This window comes from Streptomyces sp. A0958 (assembly GCF_004795035.1).
Classification (GTDB): Bacteria; Actinomycetota; Actinomycetes; order Streptomycetales; family Streptomycetaceae; genus Streptomyces.
Window position 1 is genome coordinate 35,050 of sequence record NZ_SSBK01000027.1, and the last position, 16,508, is coordinate 51,557.

A 16,508-nucleotide genomic window follows, 5' to 3' on the forward strand; every position below is an offset into this window, starting at 1 on the left:
GCCCCGCGTCCCGGACAGCCGAACGCCACGGAGCCCAGGCAGAGGGAGTGCGACACCCATGGCCAAGCAGAACGTGTCGGAGCAGTTCGTCGACATCCTCGCCCGGGCGGGCGTCAAGCGCCTGTACGGGGTCGTCGGCGACAGCCTCAACCCAGTCGTCGACGCCATCCGGCGTCGCGCGGGCATGGAGTGGGTCCAGGTCAGGCACGAGGAGACGGCGGCGTTCGCGGCCGGCGCGGAGGCGCAGATCACCGGCACCCTGGCGGCCTGCGCAGGGTCCTGCGGCCCGGGCAACCTGCACCTCATCAACGGCCTCTACGACGCCCACCGCTCCATGGCCCCCGTGCTCGCCCTCGCCTCGCACATCCCGTCGAGCGAGATCGGCCTCGGCTACTTCCAGGAGACCCACCCCGAGCTGCTCTTCCAGGAGTGCAGCCACTACAACGAGATGATCTCCAACCCGCAGCAGATGCCCCGGCTGCTCCAGACCGCCATCCAGCACGCGATCGGCCAGGGCGGGGTCAGCGTCGTCTCCATGCCGGGTGACGTGGCCTCGCAGCCCGCCCCGGAGAAGTCCATCGAACACGCCCTGGTCACCTCGCGGCCCACCGTGCGGCCGGGGGACGACGAGATCGACAAGCTCTGCCGGATGGTGGACGAGGCCAAACGGGTGACGCTGTTCTGCGGCAGCGGCACGGCCGGCGCGCACGCCGAGGTCATGGAGTTCGCCGAGCGGGTGAAGGCCCCGGTCGGGCACGCCCTGCGCGGCAAGGAGTGGATCCAGTACGACAACCCGTTCGACGTCGGCATGAGCGGGCTGCTCGGCTACGGGGCCGCCTACGAGGCCACCCACGAGTGCGATCTGCTGATCCTGCTCGGCACGGACTTCCCGTACAACGCCTTCCTGCCCAACGACGTGAAGATCGTGCAGGTCGATGTGCGCCCCGAACGCCTCGGGCGGCGGTCCAAGCTCGACCTGGCCGTCTGGGGCGACGTCCGCGAGACGCTGCGCTGTCTGACGCCCCGGGTCAAGGTCAAGAGCGACCGCAAGTTCCTCGACCGGATGCTCAAGAAGCACGCCGACGCCCTGGAGGGCGTGGTCAAGGCATACACCCGCAAGGTCGACAAGCACATTCCGATCCACCCCGAGTACGTGGCCTCGGTGCTGGACGAACTCGCCGACGAAGACGCGGTGTTCACCGTGGACACCGGCATGTGCAACGTATGGGCGGCCCGCTATCTGTCGCCCAACGGCAAGCGGCGGGTGATCGGTTCGTTCAGCCACGGCTCGATGGCCAACGCGCTGCCGCAGGCCATCGGCGCACAGTTCACGGACCGCGACCGGCAGGTCGTCTCGATGTCGGGCGACGGCGGATTCACCATGCTGATGGGCGACTTCCTGACCCTCGTCCAGTACAACCTGCCGGTCAAGGTCGTGCTGTTCAACAACTCCTCGCTGGGCATGGTCGAACTGGAGATGCTGGTCGGGGGACTGCCGTCCTTCGGTACGACCAACAAGAACCCGGACTTCGCCGCTGTCGCGCGCGCGGCGGGGGCGTACGGCGTACGCGTCGAGAAGCCCAAGGAACTTCAGAGCGCCCTGAAGGACGCCTTCAAGCACAAGGGGCCGGCGCTCGTCGACATCGTCACCGACCCCAACGCCCTCTCCATCCCGCCGAAGATCAGCGCGGACATGGTGACCGGCTTCGCCCTCTCCGCCAGCAAGATCGTGCTGGACGGCGGGGTGGGCCGGATGGTCCAGATGGCCCGCTCCAACCTCCGCAACGTGCCCCGCCCTTAGGGCGGCTCGCTCCTAACCGGGGATCGTCTCGACGCGCTGCCGGTCGAGCAGGTACGCGGGCAGGTACGGGCGCTTCGTGGCGACCGGGAAGCCGTGGTCGTACGCCAGGCACGCCATCGCCAGCGGGCCGAGCGCCACCCGGGCGCGCGGCGCCGCCGAGTCGCCCCAGTAGCTGCCGTGATGGGTGACCGCCTCGCTGAGCGCTTCGGCGAAGGCCGTCTGCTCGCCCGTGAAGAGGCGGTGGAACAGGGCGACCGGCTGATAGTCGATCAGGTTCACGAAGTCCTTCGGCGCCCGGGCCAGGGACTCCGGCGCGGACGTCTGCATGGTGGCGAGCAGCTTCTCCACGACCTCGTCGGCCGGGCGCTTGCCCCAGTACGTCCGCAGCGTGTCGATCCAGTGCAGGACGTAGGCGTCGACGGAGTCGTCCGCGCGCAACGCCTCCAGCGGAACCCGGCAGAGCCGGCCGGTCCGGTCCCGGTCGCGGCACACCAGGCTCAGGTAGAAGGCGTCGAGCCAGGCGCGGGCGTCCGCCGGCGGCTCGGCGGGCGTCGCGGGCAGCTTCCGTACGACGTCGTCGGCCAGGTAGCACTTCTGGGCCCGCGCACCGGTGAACAGCGCCGAGCCGAGCTGTACGGCGGTGGCCCACGCGTTCCAGCCGTCGAGGCGCGCCAGGTCCGGGTCGGCGGCGCAGTGGGCATGGCTCAGCACGAGGGTCGATGCGAAGGCGTCACCGAGTCCGGCAGGCGCCTGGGCGAGCCGGGCCACCGCGTCGGCCGTGGTGCGCGCCGACTCCCCGACGTCCGGGGCCGTGGCGCGTCCGGCGAGCCGCCCGGCCCGGTCGAGACGGACCAGGCCCTTCATGAGGTCGAGCAGTTCCGGGGACGGCTGGACGGAGAAGGTCCGGGTCTCCTCGTCGATGGCCGTCAGCGCGGTCAGGCCGCCCCGGTGCCACCAGTAGAGCCGGGGGGACAGTTCGCCGGGGCCGTCCTCGTAGGCGCCGAGCGCGTACGCGGCCAGGTCGTTGACCGCGTCGGCCACGGTCCCGTCGGTGATCGGGTGGAACGCCAGGAGGTGGCGGGTCGGGACGACGACCAGGGCTCCGGCGTCGGGCAGCGGCCGGCCGGTGACCTGGTGGGACAGTTCGGACAGGAACAGCGCCTTGCTCGCGACGAAGTGGGAGTCGCCGTACACCGAGTGCAGCGGCGCCCGACCCTCGACGGTGATCTCCTCGTGTTCGACGGGGACGCGCATCAGGTTCGCGTACGCCGCCTCGCCCAGCTCCTCCAGACCGACGCGTGCCACATCCGGGTCGGTGACGATGCGTACGGACGTCGGAGTGTCCACGGCATAGGCGAAGACGAGGCCGTCGGCCACCACGCGGGCGTAGCGCATGGCGCCGGCGATCTCAGGCGTCAGCGCAGCGGTGGGCAGCAACCGTGCGTGCACACCGCGCAGCAGGTCCGCCGCCGACAGAGTGTGGCCGGGGCTGTCCGGGAGGGGGAGGTCAGGGGCGTGGTGACGGTCGTCTCGGTTCACCTGGTGACCCTATAAACCACTCCTGACGAGGCGTCATGTGGAGCCTGGGGCCGCCCTCTTGGCACCCTCGGCGCCATGTGACATATTACTGGCGTGTTCACGAGACAGCCCTTGGACGTTGTCGTCGTCGGAGCCGGTGTGGTCGGCGCCGCCTGCGCGTACTACGCCACCCGGTCCGGACTCTCGGTCGCGGTGGTGGACAGCGGACCTGTCGCCGGCGGCACCACGGGGGCGGGGGAGGGGAACCTCCTGGTCTCCGACAAGCCGCCGGGTCCGGAACTCTCCCTCGCACTGCTCTCCGTCTCGCTCTGGCGCGAGCTGTCCGAAGTCCTGCCGAAAGCGGTGGAGTTCGAGCAGAAGGGCGGGCTGGTCGTCGCGTCGGACGAGGTGTCCCTCGCCACCTTGACCGCGACCGCCGCCGGCCAGGCCCGTGCGGGGGTACGCACCACGGCCGTCGCCCCGCACGAACTGCCCGAGCTCGAACCGCACCTGGCGTCCGCACTGGCCGGCGGCGTCCTCTACCCGCAGGATGCCCAGGTGCAACCCGCCCTGGCCGCCGCCCATTTGATCCGCGCCGCCCGTGACGCCGGGGCGAGCCTGCACCTCGGCGCACCGGTCACCGCCGTGCTCACCGGCCCGACGGGCGCGGTGCGCGGCGTACGCACCGGGGCGGGGGACCTGCTCGCGCCCGCCGTGGTCAACGCGACCGGTGTACGGGGCGGGGAGTTCGCCGCACTGGCCGGGGCGGAACTCCCGGTCCTGCCCCGGCGCGGCTTCGTCCTCGTGACCGAGCCCCTGCCGCCCCTGATCCGGCACAAGGTGTACGCGGCAGAGTACGTGGCCGACGTGTCGAGCGTCTCGGCCGCTCTCCAGACGTCACCGGTCGTGGAGGGCACCCCGTCCGGGCCCGTCCTGATCGGTGCCAGCCGGGAACGGGTGGGCTTCGACCGCACCCTGTCCGTGCCGGTGATCAGCAGGCTGGCCGCTGCGGCGGCCGCGCTCTTCCCGGTCCTCGGTGACACCCGGGTGCTGCGCGCCTACCACGGCTTCCGCCCGTACCTTCCCGACCACCTCCCCGCGATCGGCCCCGACCGCCGCGTCCCCGGTCTCTTCCACGCCTGCGGCCACGAGGGCGCGGGCATCGGACTCGCCCCCGCGACGGCGGTCCTGGTCACGGCGGCGATCCGGGGCGAGGAACCGCCCCTCGACCCGGCGCCGTTCAGCCCGGACCGGTTCGGAGAAGGGCCGGGGCCAGGCCGTGGTCCTGGTCCTGGCCGTGGTCCTGGTCCCGGTCCTGGCCCTGATCCCGGCCGTGGTCCCGGTTCCGGGCCTCGGGGTGAGCCGCCCGGCATGTGACATGGCGACCGGCCTGCCCTTCCCGTATCGCCTGCCTCTCCCATACCACCTCGCCTCTCCCGTACCACCCGCCTTTCCCGTACCACCCGCCTTCCCCGTACCCCCCCTCCCCGTACCGCGCGACCGACGAGACAGGAGCCCCGGTGAGACGAGCACGCCGACGCCATTCCGCACGGACCCCGGCCGGTCTGGCCGGTGCCGAGCCCGGGCCCGGGTTCGAGATCACCTTCGACGGCCGGCCGGTCCGCGCCCTGCCCGGCCAGAGCATCGCGGCCGTGCTGTGGGCCGCGTCCGTCCTCAGCTGGCGCACCACCCGGGTCAACGGCCGTCCCAGGGGCGTCTTCTGCGGCATCGGCACCTGCTTCGACTGCCTGGTCACCGTCAACGGGGAACCCGGCCTGCGTGCCTGTCTGTTGCCCGCGCGCCCCGGCGACGCCGTCACCACCCAGGAAGGGACCGGACATGCCGCTCTCCGCCCCTGAACGCGCCGGGCTCGCGGTGGTGGGCGCCGGCCCGGCCGGGCTCGCGGCTGCCGTGACGGCCGCCGACGGTGGCCTCGACGTGGTCCTGATCGATGCGGCCGACGCCCCCGGCGGTCAGTTCTACCGCGCACCCGCCCCCGGCCTCGGTGCCACCCGGCCGGAGGCCCTGCACCACGGCTGGGCGGCCTTCACCGCTCTCACCGAGCGTCTGGCGCGGCACCGCGAGTCGGGGCGTCTGTGCCATGTCACAGGTCACCAGGTGTGGGCGGTGCGGCGGACCGGCGAGGACTGGACCCTGCACGCGGTCACCGGACGAGACGGCCGCGACGGTGTGACCGTGCGCGCCCGCCGCCTCGTCGTCGCGACCGGCGCCCACGAACGCCAACTGCCCTTCCCCGGCTGGACTCTCCCCGGCGTGGTGGGCGCGGCCGGTGCGCAGGCCATGCTCAAGTCCGGTCTGGTGCTGCCGGGCCGGCGCGTCGTCGTCGCCGGAAGCGGACCGCTGCTCCAGGCCGTCGCCCTCTCCCTGGCCCGGGCCGGGGCCCGGGTGCCCGCCCTGGTGGAGGCCGCCGGGTACGGGGCGTACGCCCGCGCGCCCCTGGTCCTGGCCGCGAACCCGGACCGGCTCGCGGAGGGCGTACGCCACCGCGCGGGCCTCGCCCGGCACGGGGTGCGGATGTTCACGCGCCGGGCCGTCACCGCCGTCCACGGCACCGAGCGCGTGGAAGGTGTCACGGTCAGCCGGCTCGACCGCGAGTGGCGCCCGGTGCCGGGGACCGGGCGGCGCATCGACTGCGACGCCCTCGCCGTCGGGCACGGCCTCGTCCCGCAACTGGACCTGGCCCTCGGCCTGGGCTGCGCCACCTGGTCCGGCACCGACGGCTCGGCCGCGCTGGAACTGGACGAGGAGCTGCGCACCACCGTGCCCGGCGTCTGGGCCGCCGGCGAGACCGGCGGCATCGGCGGCGTGCAACTCGCGCTGGCCGAAGGCGAGCTGGCCGCCCTCTCGGTGATCGCGGACGCCCGGGACGGCCGCCCCGGCCGGGGCACCGCCCGCGTGGCCGCGCTGCGCCGCAGCCGGCGCCGGATGCGCCGGTTCGCCGGGCTGATGGGCGCGGTGCACCGGCCGGGACCGGGGTGGACCGCGTGGCTCGCGCCGGACACCGAGGTCTGCCGGTGCGAGGAGGTCACCGCCGACGCCGTCCGCACCGCCGTGGACGAGCTCGGCGCCGCCGACGGCCGTACCGCCAAGCTCCTCACCCGCGCCGGTATGGGCTGGTGCCAGGGCCGCACATGCGGCTTCACCGTCCGGGAACTCGTCGGCGGGGCCACGGACGGCGCCGCCCCCGACCGGCGCCCGCTCGCCTGCCCCGTGACCCTCTCCACACTCGCCCGGGCCGCCCGCCCCGAGGACGCGTGAGCGCGCACCCGAACCCGAACTCGTACTCGCACCCGAACCCGAACTCGCACCCGAGCACGAACTCGTACCCGTACCCGCACCCGTACCCGCACCCGCACCCGAACTCGTACCCGCCCCCGCACTCGCACCCCATCTCCCAAGGAGCCCTCATGACGACCGACTGCACCGGCAACGGGGCCCCCTGGCGGGGCGTCATGGTCGCCACCCCGCTCACCCTGCGCGAGGACCGGTCCATCGACTTCGACGCGTACGCCGCCCACGTACGCGACCTGATCGCCGCCGGCTGCGACGGCGTGGTGCCCAACGGATCGCTGGGGGAGTACCAGACCCTCAGCGACCGCGAACGCCGGGACGTGGTGCGCGTCGCCGTCGAAGCGGCCGGGGACGGGACCAGGGTGATGCCCGGGGTCTCCTCGTACGACAGCGCCCAGTCGCGGCGCCGTGCCGAGGAGGCCGCCGACGCCGGGGCCGGCTCCGTCCTGCTGCTGCCGCCCAACGGCTACCCCTGCGAGGACGCGGCCGTCCGCACCCACTACGCCGAGGTCGCCGGGGCGGGCCTGCCGGTCGTTGCGTACAACAACCCGTACGACACCAAGGTGGACCTGGCACCCCGGCTGCTCGGCCAACTCCACGCGGACGGTTCGATCGTGGCCGTCAAGGAGTTCAGCGGTGACGTCCGCCGGGCGTACGAGATCGCGGAGGAGGCGCCCGGCCTCGACCTGCTCGTCGGTGCCGACGACGTCCTGCTGGAACTCGCCCTGGCCGGAGCCGTGGGCTGGATCGCCGGCTGCCCCAACGTGCTTCCGACCGGCTGCGTCACCCTGTACCGGGCGGCGGTGTCCGGGGACCTGGAGGCCGCCCTGCCGCTGTACCGGCGGCTGCACCCGTTGCTGCGCTGGGACTCCAAGCCGGAGTTCGTCCAGGCCATCAAGGCCTCCATGGACATCGTCGGGAGGCACGGCGGCCCCACCCGGCCGCCGCGCCTGCCGCTCGACGCCGACGCCCTGGCCGCCGTACGCGCCGCCACCGAGAAGGCGCTCGCCGAGGGCCTGGACTGAGACCCGCAGGTCCCACCGAAGCCGTAGGAGGACCCCTTGCGCAGCCGCCACATCTTCCACGCCGTCGACTCGCACACCGAGGGCATGCCCACCCGCGTCGTCACCGGCGGGATCGGTACGCTCCCCGGCGCCACCATGGCCGAGCGCCGGACCCACTTCATGGCGCACCGGGACGCCGTGCGCACCCTGCTGATGTACGAGCCGCGCGGCCACGCCGCGATGAGCGGTGCCATTCTTCAGCCGCCGACCCACCCCGACGCCGACTTCGGGGTGCTGTTCATGGAGGTCTCCGGCTGCCTGCCGATGTGCGGGCACGGCACCATGGGGGTGGCCACCGTGCTGGTGGAGACCGGCATGGTCACGGTCACCGAACCGGTCACCACCGTACGGCTCGACACCCCCGCCGGACTCGTCACCGTCGATGTCCGCGTCGAGGCCGGCGCCGCCACCTCCGTCACCCTCACCAATGTCCCGGCCTTCAGCGCCGGCCTCGGGCTCACCGCGAAGATCCCGGGACACGGCACCGTGCCGTACGACCTCGCCTACGGCGGCAACTTCTACGCGATGGTGCGCCTGGAGGACCTGGGCCTGCCGTTCGACCGGTCGCGGAAGAACGAACTGCTGGCTGCGGGACTCGCGTTGATGGAGGAGGTCAACGCGTCCGACGACCGGCCGGTCCACCCGCTGGACCCGGCCATCCACGGGCTCAAGCACGTCCAGCTGATCGCGCCCGGCTCCGACGCCCTCCACTCGCGGCACGCCATGGCCATCCATCCCGGCTGGTTCGACCGCTCGCCGTGCGGCACCGGCACCTCCGCGCGCATGGCCCAGCTGCACGCCCGGGGCGAACTCCCCCTGGACCGCGACTTCGTCAACGAGTCCTTCATCGGGACGCGGTTCACCGGCCGGCTGGTCGGCGAGACCACGGTGGGTACGCTGCCGGCGGTCGTCCCGACGGTCACGGGCCGCGCCTGGATCACCGGGACCGCGCAGTACTTCCTCGACCCCGCCGATCCGTTCCAGGAGGGCTTCCTGCTGTGAACCCGCACCCCGGTCACGGGCAACGTGACATTGTAGTCTGGGGCTCCGCACGGTGCTGGAGGAACAGACATGGCCCGCCTGACGTCGCTCAACGTGATCTCGGCGCAGGAGCACCTGCGCGACCAGGTGGCGCACGCGCTGCGGGCGGCGCTCATCTCGGGCGAACTGCAGCCCGGCACGGTCTACTCGGCGCCCGCGCTCGCCGCCGAGTTCGGTGTCTCCGCGACCCCCGTCCGTGAGGCGATGCTCGACCTGGCCCGTGAGGGCCTGGTCGAGGCCGTCCGCAACAAGGGCTTCCGCATCACCGAGCTGACCGAGCAGGACCTCGACGACTTCACCGAGTTGCGCGCGATGATCGAGGTCCCCACCGTCGGCCGGATCGCGCGGATGGGCCTGACACGCGAGCTGGAGGCGTTGCGGCCCGTCGCGCTGGAGATCGTCGAGGCGGCGCGCCGGCACGACATCCTGGGCTACCTGGAGGCCGATCGGCGCTTCCACCTCGCCCTGCTGGGGCTGGCCGGCAACCGCCGGCTGGTCGAGCAGGTCGGTGAACTGCGCAAGCGCTCCCGCCTCTTCGGGCTGAACCGCCTCGCCAAGTCCGGGCAGTTGACCGCGTCGGCCGAGGAGCACGTACAGCTGCTCGACCTGGTGGTCGCCGGCGATGTCGAGGGCGCCGAGGCGTGCATGCTCGCTCATATGTCACATGTCCGCTCCCTGTGGGCCGGCGGCGGCGAGGGCGCACCCGGCCGGCTCCAGGTCGAACCGGCGACGTCCCCGGCCGGCCAGGCATAGAGCAGTCCCCGCCCGAGACGACCCTGGCGGCCCGCGTGACCCCGGGGGCCTGAGCGACCCCGGCGGCCTGAGTCAGCTCCGGCAGCCCGGGCCTTAGGCCCTGCGGCCTCGGCTTACGACTCACTGCTTACGCCTCACTGCTCACTGCCTGCGACTCACGGCTTTCCGCTCACGGGCCCGCGTCCACTCGGACGCGGGCCCGTGAGCCGTGCGTCGGCGCGTCAACCCTGCTCGAACAGGCGAGAAGCAAGCAGGGCGAAAGCAACGGGAGTTGGCGCTCGGATGAATGTGCGCCCAGCGCCTTCCTAAGAACATGTGACATGTGCCATTGTACAGACGGTCGCATCTGAGGTCGTGTCCATGCCAGACCGTTCCGGTCATCCCCGTCCGGTCATCCCCGTCCGGCCTCACCGCGCACCATCCCCCACGGCCGCGCAGCGTCGCGCGGCCACCACACCGCTGGGAGGCGGCACGTGAAGAACCGTACGGTCCGACAGAGATTCACCGGACTAACCACCGCGGCCCTGGCGGCCTGCCTGGGCGTCGGCATGCTCGCCGCACCGGGCCGCGCCGCCGAGCCCCGGCCCTCCGCCCCGGCTGCCGCGAGCGCGACCGCCTTCGCGCACCGGGCGGCCGGCGCGGAAACCCCCGAGCCCGGCGGTCCCGCCGCTCAGGCCCTCACCGCGCCCGTCCAGGACGCCGCCCACCTGGGCGACAATGCCCTGAGCCCCGCCGACCGGGCCCCGCTCAGCGCCTCCAAGGACGCGCTGAAACGCGACTACGACGACCCGCACGCCGCCGCACCGAGCCACCCCGCCCCCTCGATGAAGGCGAAGGCCCGCGCCACGGCGAAGTCGGCGAAGTCGGCGAAGTCGGCGAAGGGTGACGCATCAGCCACCTCCGCCACAGCCTCCGCGGCCGCCGCCTGCTCCGTCGCCGACTTCACCAGCCGTACCGGCAGCGCCCTCGTCCAGCAGATCAAGTCGTCGACCACCGACTGCGTCAACACCCTGTTCGCCGTCAAGGGCAACGACGGCTACCTCGCCTTCCGCGAGGCGCAGATGGTCAGCGTCGCCAACGCCCTGCGCGACGGATCGGCCGCCTACCCCGGCGACAGCAGCACCGGCATGCCGCAGCTGGTGCTCTTCCTGCGGGCCGGCTACTACGTGCAGTACTACGACCCCGGCACCGTCGGCAGCTACGGGGCGCCGCTGCGCACCGCCATCCAGGGCGGCCTGGACGCCTTCTTCGCCTCGGCGCACTCCCGTGACGTCACCGACGCCAACGGCGAGACCCTGGCCGAGGCCGTCACCCTCATCGACAGCGCCGAGCAGAACGCCCGCTACCTGTCCGTCGTGAAGCGGCTGCTGGCCGGCTACAACTCCTCGTACAACAGCTCCTGGTACATGCTCAACGCGGTCAACAACGTCTACACCGTGACCTTCCGGGGCCACCAGCTGCCCGCGTTCGTCAGCGCCGTCGAGGCCGATCCGAGCCTGCTCGACGCGCTCGCCGGCTTCGCCCGCGACCACCTCGACCTGCTGGGCACGGACCAGTCGTACCTGACCTCCAACGCCGGCCGCGAACTCGCGCGCTTCCTCCAGGAGGACAAGCTGCGGCCCAAGGCACGGCCGCTGGTCACCGACCTCCTCGGCCGCAGCTCCCTGACGGGGCGCACCGCGCCGCTGTGGGTCGGTCTCGCGGAGATGACCGACTACTACGACGGCGCCAACTGCTCCGCGTACGGCACCTGCGACCTGGCCGCACGCCTCAAGAGCGCCGTCCTGCCGGTCTCGTACACGTGCAGTGACAGTATCCGCATCCTCGCCCAGCAGATGTCGTCGGCCGACCTGACGAAGGCATGCACCAGCCTGCGCGGCCAGGACGCCTACTTCCACCAGGTGGCCAAGGACAACGGGCCCGTCGCCAACGACCACAACACCACCATCGAGGTGGTCGTCTTCGACTCCAGCACCGACTACCAGACCTACGCCGGAGCCATCTACGGCATCGACACCAACAACGGCGGCATGTACCTGGAGGGCGACCCGGCGGCGGCCGGCAACCAGCCGCGGTTCATCGCCTACGAGGCCGAGTGGGTCCGGCCCGACTTCCAGATATGGAACCTCAACCACGAGTACACGCACTACCTCGACGGCCGGTTCGACATGGCGGGCGACTTCGACGCCGGTGTCACCATCCCGACCATCTGGTGGATCGAGGGCTTCGCGGAGTACGTCTCCTACTCCTACCGCGGTGTCACCTACGACGACGCCGTCACCCAGGCCGCCGCGCACACCTACACCCTGCGCACGCTGTTCGACACCACCTACGAGAACGCCGACCAGACCCGTATCTACAACTGGGGCTATCTGGCCGTCCGTTACATGCTCCAGTCGCACCGCGCCGACGTGGACAAGCTCCTGGGCCTCTACCGCGCCGGTGACTGGAGCGGCGCCCGCACCCTGCTCACCTCCACCATCGGCAGCCGCTACGACTCCGACTGGAACACCTGGCTGACGGCGTGCGCGGCAGGCAACTGCGGCTCCATCACCAACCCGCCCACCGACCCCACCGACCCCGCCACCCAGTGCACCGGCGCCGACGTCCGCGAGCTCGGCCAGGACTGCGCCCGGGACGGCCAGCAGGCCACCCGGGGCAACTACGCCTACCTCTACGTCTACATACCCGCCGGCACCGACCGGTTGACGATCACCACCAGCGGCGGCACGGGCGACGCCGACCTCTACTACAGCGCCAACGGCTGGGCGACCACCGGCTCGTACACCGCCCGGGCCACCGGCAGCGGCAACGCGCACACGCTCACGGTCGACCACCCGGCGGCAGGCGCCCACTACATCAGCCTGTACGCCGTGCAGGACTTCGGCCGAGTGAGGGTAGCCACGCGGTACTGACCCGGCAGGACGGCACGGCCCCGCGGCGGGCACGTCTCAGAGCAGACGCAGTGTGCTCAGAGCAGATGCAGTGTGCTCAGAGCAGATGCAGTGTGCCCGGCCGCGTCCGGTCCCGGATGATCTCCACCAGCCGGTCGAAGAGGGTCGGACCGAGCCCCAGAGCCGCCTGCGCGGATTCCTCGCGCAGGCGGCTCCGGTTGCTCTCATCGGCGCGGCCGGCCAGCCGGTCCAGGTACCGGGCGGTCTCCTCGTGCCCCAGCGCACGGGCCGACAGGGCGTGGTCGCGCCACTCGATGACGTAGTCGTTGTCGTCCGGCGTGCCCATACCGCCGCTCAGGCAGTCCGCGAAGGCGTCGAGATTCCGGCCGAAGTAGCCGCCCGGCCCGTTCAGCGCCTCACCGATCACGGTCCAGAAGCTCTCCGGGCCGGTGACCCGGGAACCCTCGATCACATAGGTCACGGTCATGGGGCGAGCGTACAAGCCGGGCGGTCCGGTGGTCCGCGCCGCAGGTGGGGGACTGCGGCGCGGACCGGACCGGGGGAAGGGGTCAGCAGTCGTGGTCGACCAGGTCGAACGTCTCGTAGTGGTCGGCGGTGTAGTAGTCCTCCTGGCTCTCCTCACCCGTGACGATGCGCCGCGCGCCGCGTGTCGAGGAGCCGGGGGTGACCACGGTGTACTCGTGGTAGTAGCCGGTGCCCTGCGAGGGCAGCACGCCCTCGCGGTTCTGGAAGACGGTGCCGTCCTGGTCGTACGGGAACGGCCCGCCGGCGTCGATGAGGTCGAGGGTGTCGTGGGCCTGGGAGGGCAGGGCCGAATAGCAGACGCTGCCGACCGAGGTGGCCGAGGCGGTGGCGGTCGCCGTGAGGGGGCCGCCGACGAAGAGAGCGGACAGGAGGGCGGCCGTGCCGCCGAGCGTGGTGATCCGTGGGGGGATTCGCATACTCATCATGATGACGCGCGTAGACACCGCCGCGTCAACGCCAACTGGGGTGAAATTTTCGATAGTTGACCGAGGAGACGGAACACATCCCTCTCCCGGGGGCGGTGCGGTGCCACGGAGGTGCGGCGCTCGAACGACAGTCCGGGGTAAGACTCAGGGGCTGACGGAACGCCAGATGTGGTACGGGACCGTGCGGGCGGCCTCCTCGATGTCGATGTCCCCGACGGAGAGCCAGCGGCGCGCGATGCCGGTCACCGGGCCCAGGATCAGCGACTCCAGGACGGGCAGCGGGAGCGCGACGAGCTCGCCCGACTGCTGGTGGGCGTGGAGCCAGGCCGCGAGCGGGGCGAGCCGGGCCTCCTGGGCGCCGCGGATCTGCCGGGCGTGCTCGGTGATCTCGCGGTCGGCGGTGACCGAGTGCATGAGCCGGGCCGCGTCCGGGTGCTCCTGTACGAAGCGGAGGTAGGCCCGGGTCACCGCGTGGACGCCGCCGCGCGCGTCCTCCACCTTCTCCAGGGCGCCGGCCAGCTCTTCGAGGAGGCGGCCGAGCCAGGACTGGGCGAGAGCGAGCGCGACGCCCTGAAGGCTGCCGAAGTGGTGGTAGATGCTTCCCGCGCTCACCCCGCTGGCCGAGGTGATCGCGCCCAGTGTGAGGCCGTCCTCGCCCCGGGACGCGTACAGCTCCAGGGCGTGTTCGAGTACCTGGGCGGCCGTGGCCTCACCGCGTTGTTGCTTCGGACTCATCGACGCCGCCCCAGCTTTCGGAAGTGGTGGCTCCTCATGGTGCCGCCGGGGACAGGGTAGAAGAAAGTTCTGGAATTTTTTCCGGAAGTTGTTCCAATTGGCGCCCGTTCTGCTTCACACTGAACGATCGGCGCGTCAAGTCGCGGCCGTACATGGGGATTTCAGCTGACGGAGGCGGTCCCGGGGGACCGCTGTTCGGGACATACGGGGAGCGCTCGAACATGACCGGCGTGAACAACGACGACCACGTGGACGACGAGGACTACCTCGACGGCGGCATCAAGCCGCTGACGTCGACGGACCCTGCGCGCACCGGGCCCTACCTGCTGCTCGGCAGGCTCGGCGCGGGCGGCATGGGCCGGGTCTACCTCGCCCGCTCCGACGGCGGCCGTACGGTGGCGGTCAAGGTGGTGCACGCGGAGCACGTCGCGGACCCGCAGTTCAGGGCCCGCTTCCGCCGCGAGGTCGAAGCGGCCGGGCGCGTCGGCGAGCGCTACACCGCGCCGGTCGGCCGCGAGGTCGAAGCGGCCGGGCGCGTCGGCGAGCGCTACACCGCGCCGGTCCTGGACTCGGCGCCGGACGCCGAGTTCCCCTGGGTGGCCACGGGGTACGTGCCCGGCCTCTCCCTGGAGCAGGTCGTCCGGGGCCATGGCGCGCTGCCCGTCGCCTCCGTGCTGGCCCTGGCCACCGGGCTCCTGCGCGCGCTGAAGGACATCCACGAGGCGGGCATCGTCCACCGCGACCTCAAGCCCTCCAACGTGATGCTCACGATCGAGGGCCCCAAGGTCATCGACTTCGGCATCGCCCGCGCCGTCGGGACCTCCGTCGAGTCCCTGCTCACCAGCACCGGCATGATGATCGGCTCGCCCGGCTTCATGGCCCCGGAGCAGATCCGCGGGGAGAGCGCGGGCCCGAAGAGCGACGTGTTCACCCTCGGCTGCGTGCTGACGTACGCGGCGACCGGCACGCTCCCGTTCGGCCACGGGGTGAGCAACCAGCACGCGGTGATGTACAACATCGTCGAGGCCGCACCCGAACTCGGCCGGGTCCGCGACCAGGGCCTGCGCGCCCTGATCGAGCGCCTGCTGGCCAAGCGGGTGGACGACCGGCCCTCAGTGGACGAGCTCCTGGCCGAGCCGGAGCGCGAGGCCGGCCCCGTGGCCTCCACGTGGCTGCCGGCCGCCGTGGTGAGCCACCTGGCACGCCAGTCGGCACAGCTGCTCGACGCGGAGGCGAAGCCCATGCGGCAGGAGGCCGACCGCGCCACGGTCGACCTCCGGCCGGAGCCCCCCGTGGCGCCGGCGACCCCCGTGGCGGTTGGGGAGGGCGAGCGGACGGCGGAGAAGCCGAAGCGGGAGAGGCGCCGCCCGTGGGTGGTCGCCGTCCCCCTGGTGGTGGTCCTGGCCGGGGGTGGCGGCACGCTGGTTGTGCTCCAGCCGTTCAGCCACGAGGGCGGGGCGCACGCGGCGGCTCCGCCCGTCGGGGCGACGAGCCCGTCCACCACGTCGGCGGCGCCGTCGGAGGACGGCAGCGCGTCCCCGGCCGGCGCCAAGAGCCCGCAGGCCTCCCCCGGCAAGTCGAAGAAGGCCAAGGACGGCAAGGACGGCAAGGACGGGGAGAAGGGCGAGGACGGGGAGAAGGGCGAGGACGGTCGCGACGCCGGCAGCCCGGGCGGCGGTTCGGGGTCCTCCGGTGGCGGTGGCGGGGGCACGTCCTCCGCAGGCGGCTCCGGCTCCGGCGGCTCGTCCTCGGGCGGTGGCAGCAGTGCGAGCGGCGGGAGCAAGAGCAGCGGCGGGGGCAGCTCGACCACCAGCGGCGGGAGTTCGGGCGGCAGCACGTCCGGCGGTTCCACGGGCGGTGCGAGCAGCGGGGGCTCAGGCGGCGGGGGTTCGAGCAGCGGGGGTGCGAGCAGCACATCGGGCGGCTCCTCCGGCGGCTCCTCCGGCGGATCGGGCGGCGGCAGCACGGTCCCGGCGTCGTTCGCGGGCACCTGGAAGTACGGCGAGTTGTTCAACGTGGGCCAGCCGGAGTCCATCACCATCACCGCGGCCGGCACGGTGCGCATCTCCGGCTTCCCCTACAGCACTTGTTCGTACGAGGCCAAGGTGACGTCCAAGGCGAACAACAACAGCCGCATCAACGTCAGCGCCGCCAAGCTGGTCGGAGCCGCCAACCCCATGTGCTCCACCCTCGGCGCGTCCTACTTCACCCTCAACGGCAGCGGCATCCAGCACAACGTCGGCGCGGCCGCGGGCGACGGCTACTACTACAAGCGGGCCTGAGCCGCGCCGGATTCCCTCCGGTCCGCAGGGCTCCGCAAGCGTGACAGCCCGTAGGCGGGGCATGCATTGCGTGAGCACCTTTGAGACTGGGGGCGAATGACCGTGTGGGCGGGGGAAACGATGGAGCGTCACGAAGT

Annotated in this window: 13 protein-coding genes; 9 read left to right on the forward strand and 4 right to left on the reverse strand. The window is 72.2% G+C overall.

Annotated features, from left to right (window positions below; genetic code table 11):
• Nucleotides 1–58 precede the first annotated feature (58 nt).
• A complete protein-coding gene (locus E6P78_RS23780) occupies nucleotides 59–1,801 on the forward strand; it encodes a pyruvate dehydrogenase (protein ID WP_136205661.1) in 1,743 nt (580 codons plus the stop codon).
• 12 nt (nucleotides 1,802–1,813) lie between these two features.
• Here the strand turns inward: E6P78_RS23780 and E6P78_RS23785 are convergent, their stop codons facing one another.
• Nucleotides 1,814–3,340 carry an immunity 49 family protein gene (locus tag E6P78_RS23785; protein ID WP_136205662.1) on the reverse strand — a complete coding sequence of 509 codons (1,527 nt, stop codon included), beginning with the start codon at nucleotides 3,338–3,340 and terminating at the stop codon, nucleotides 1,814–1,816.
• A gap of 93 nt (nucleotides 3,341–3,433) precedes the next feature.
• Here E6P78_RS23785 and E6P78_RS23790 point away from each other — a divergent pair, with 93 nt between their 5' ends.
• The 7 genes from E6P78_RS23790 to E6P78_RS23820 all read left to right on the forward strand — a co-directional run bounded on the left by E6P78_RS23790 (nucleotide 3,434) and on the right by E6P78_RS23820 (nucleotide 12,404).
• On the forward strand, nucleotides 3,434–4,696 hold the full coding sequence (locus tag E6P78_RS23790; protein WP_240799353.1) for an FAD-binding oxidoreductase: 1,263 nt from the start codon (nucleotides 3,434–3,436) through the stop codon (nucleotides 4,694–4,696).
• Between the two features lie 143 nt (nucleotides 4,697–4,839).
• On the forward strand, nucleotides 4,840–5,178 hold the full coding sequence (locus E6P78_RS23795) for a (2Fe-2S)-binding protein (protein WP_136205663.1): 339 nt from the start codon (nucleotides 4,840–4,842) through the stop codon (nucleotides 5,176–5,178).
• The gene (locus E6P78_RS23800) at nucleotides 5,159–6,598 is read left to right on the forward strand and encodes an NAD(P)/FAD-dependent oxidoreductase (RefSeq protein WP_136205664.1); all 1,440 of its coding nucleotides are present in this window, start codon (nucleotides 5,159–5,161) and stop codon (nucleotides 6,596–6,598) included. The genes E6P78_RS23795 and E6P78_RS23800 overlap by 20 nt, the downstream gene beginning before the upstream one ends.
• Nucleotides 6,599–6,747: 149 nt before the next feature.
• Nucleotides 6,748–7,656 carry a dihydrodipicolinate synthase family protein gene (locus E6P78_RS23805; RefSeq protein ID WP_136205665.1) on the forward strand — a complete coding sequence of 303 codons (909 nt, stop codon included), beginning with the start codon at nucleotides 6,748–6,750 and terminating at the stop codon, nucleotides 7,654–7,656.
• A gap of 36 nt (nucleotides 7,657–7,692) precedes the next feature.
• Nucleotides 7,693–8,697: a proline racemase family protein gene (locus tag E6P78_RS23810; protein WP_136205666.1), complete on the forward strand. Its 1,005-nt coding sequence runs from the start codon at nucleotides 7,693–7,695 to the stop codon at nucleotides 8,695–8,697.
• 69 nt (nucleotides 8,698–8,766) lie between these two features.
• Nucleotides 8,767–9,489 carry a GntR family transcriptional regulator gene (locus E6P78_RS23815; protein WP_136205667.1) on the forward strand — a complete coding sequence of 241 codons (723 nt, stop codon included), beginning with the start codon at nucleotides 8,767–8,769 and terminating at the stop codon, nucleotides 9,487–9,489.
• A 473-nt stretch (nucleotides 9,490–9,962) separates the two neighbouring features.
• Nucleotides 9,963–12,404 (forward strand): M9 family metallopeptidase, encoded by a 2,442-nt coding sequence (locus E6P78_RS23820; protein WP_136205668.1) that lies wholly within the window; start codon nucleotides 9,963–9,965, stop codon nucleotides 12,402–12,404.
• Nucleotides 12,405–12,480: 76 nt separating this feature from the next.
• On the opposite strand, the gene E6P78_RS23825 is transcribed toward E6P78_RS23820, so the two are convergent.
• The 3 genes from E6P78_RS23825 to E6P78_RS23835 form a co-directional block, all read right to left on the reverse strand.
• Nucleotides 12,481–12,870: a barstar family protein gene (locus E6P78_RS23825; protein WP_136205669.1), complete on the reverse strand. Its 390-nt coding sequence runs from the start codon at nucleotides 12,868–12,870 to the stop codon at nucleotides 12,481–12,483.
• Nucleotides 12,871–12,952: 82 nt separating this feature from the next.
• Complete coding sequence (locus tag E6P78_RS23830) at nucleotides 12,953–13,345, reverse strand: ribonuclease domain-containing protein (RefSeq protein ID WP_136205670.1); 393 nt, start codon at nucleotides 13,343–13,345, stop codon at nucleotides 12,953–12,955.
• A gap of 153 nt (nucleotides 13,346–13,498) precedes the next feature.
• Nucleotides 13,499–14,089, reverse strand: coding sequence for a TetR/AcrR family transcriptional regulator (locus tag E6P78_RS23835; protein ID WP_136205671.1), 591 nt, complete (start codon nucleotides 14,087–14,089; stop codon nucleotides 13,499–13,501).
• A gap of 221 nt (nucleotides 14,090–14,310) precedes the next feature.
• On the opposite strand from E6P78_RS23835, the gene E6P78_RS23840 reads away from it, so the two are divergent.
• Nucleotides 14,311–16,371, forward strand: a complete 2,061-nt coding sequence (locus E6P78_RS23840; RefSeq protein WP_136205672.1) for a serine/threonine-protein kinase — start codon at nucleotides 14,311–14,313, stop codon at nucleotides 16,369–16,371.
• Nucleotides 16,372–16,508: the final 137 nt, after the last annotated feature.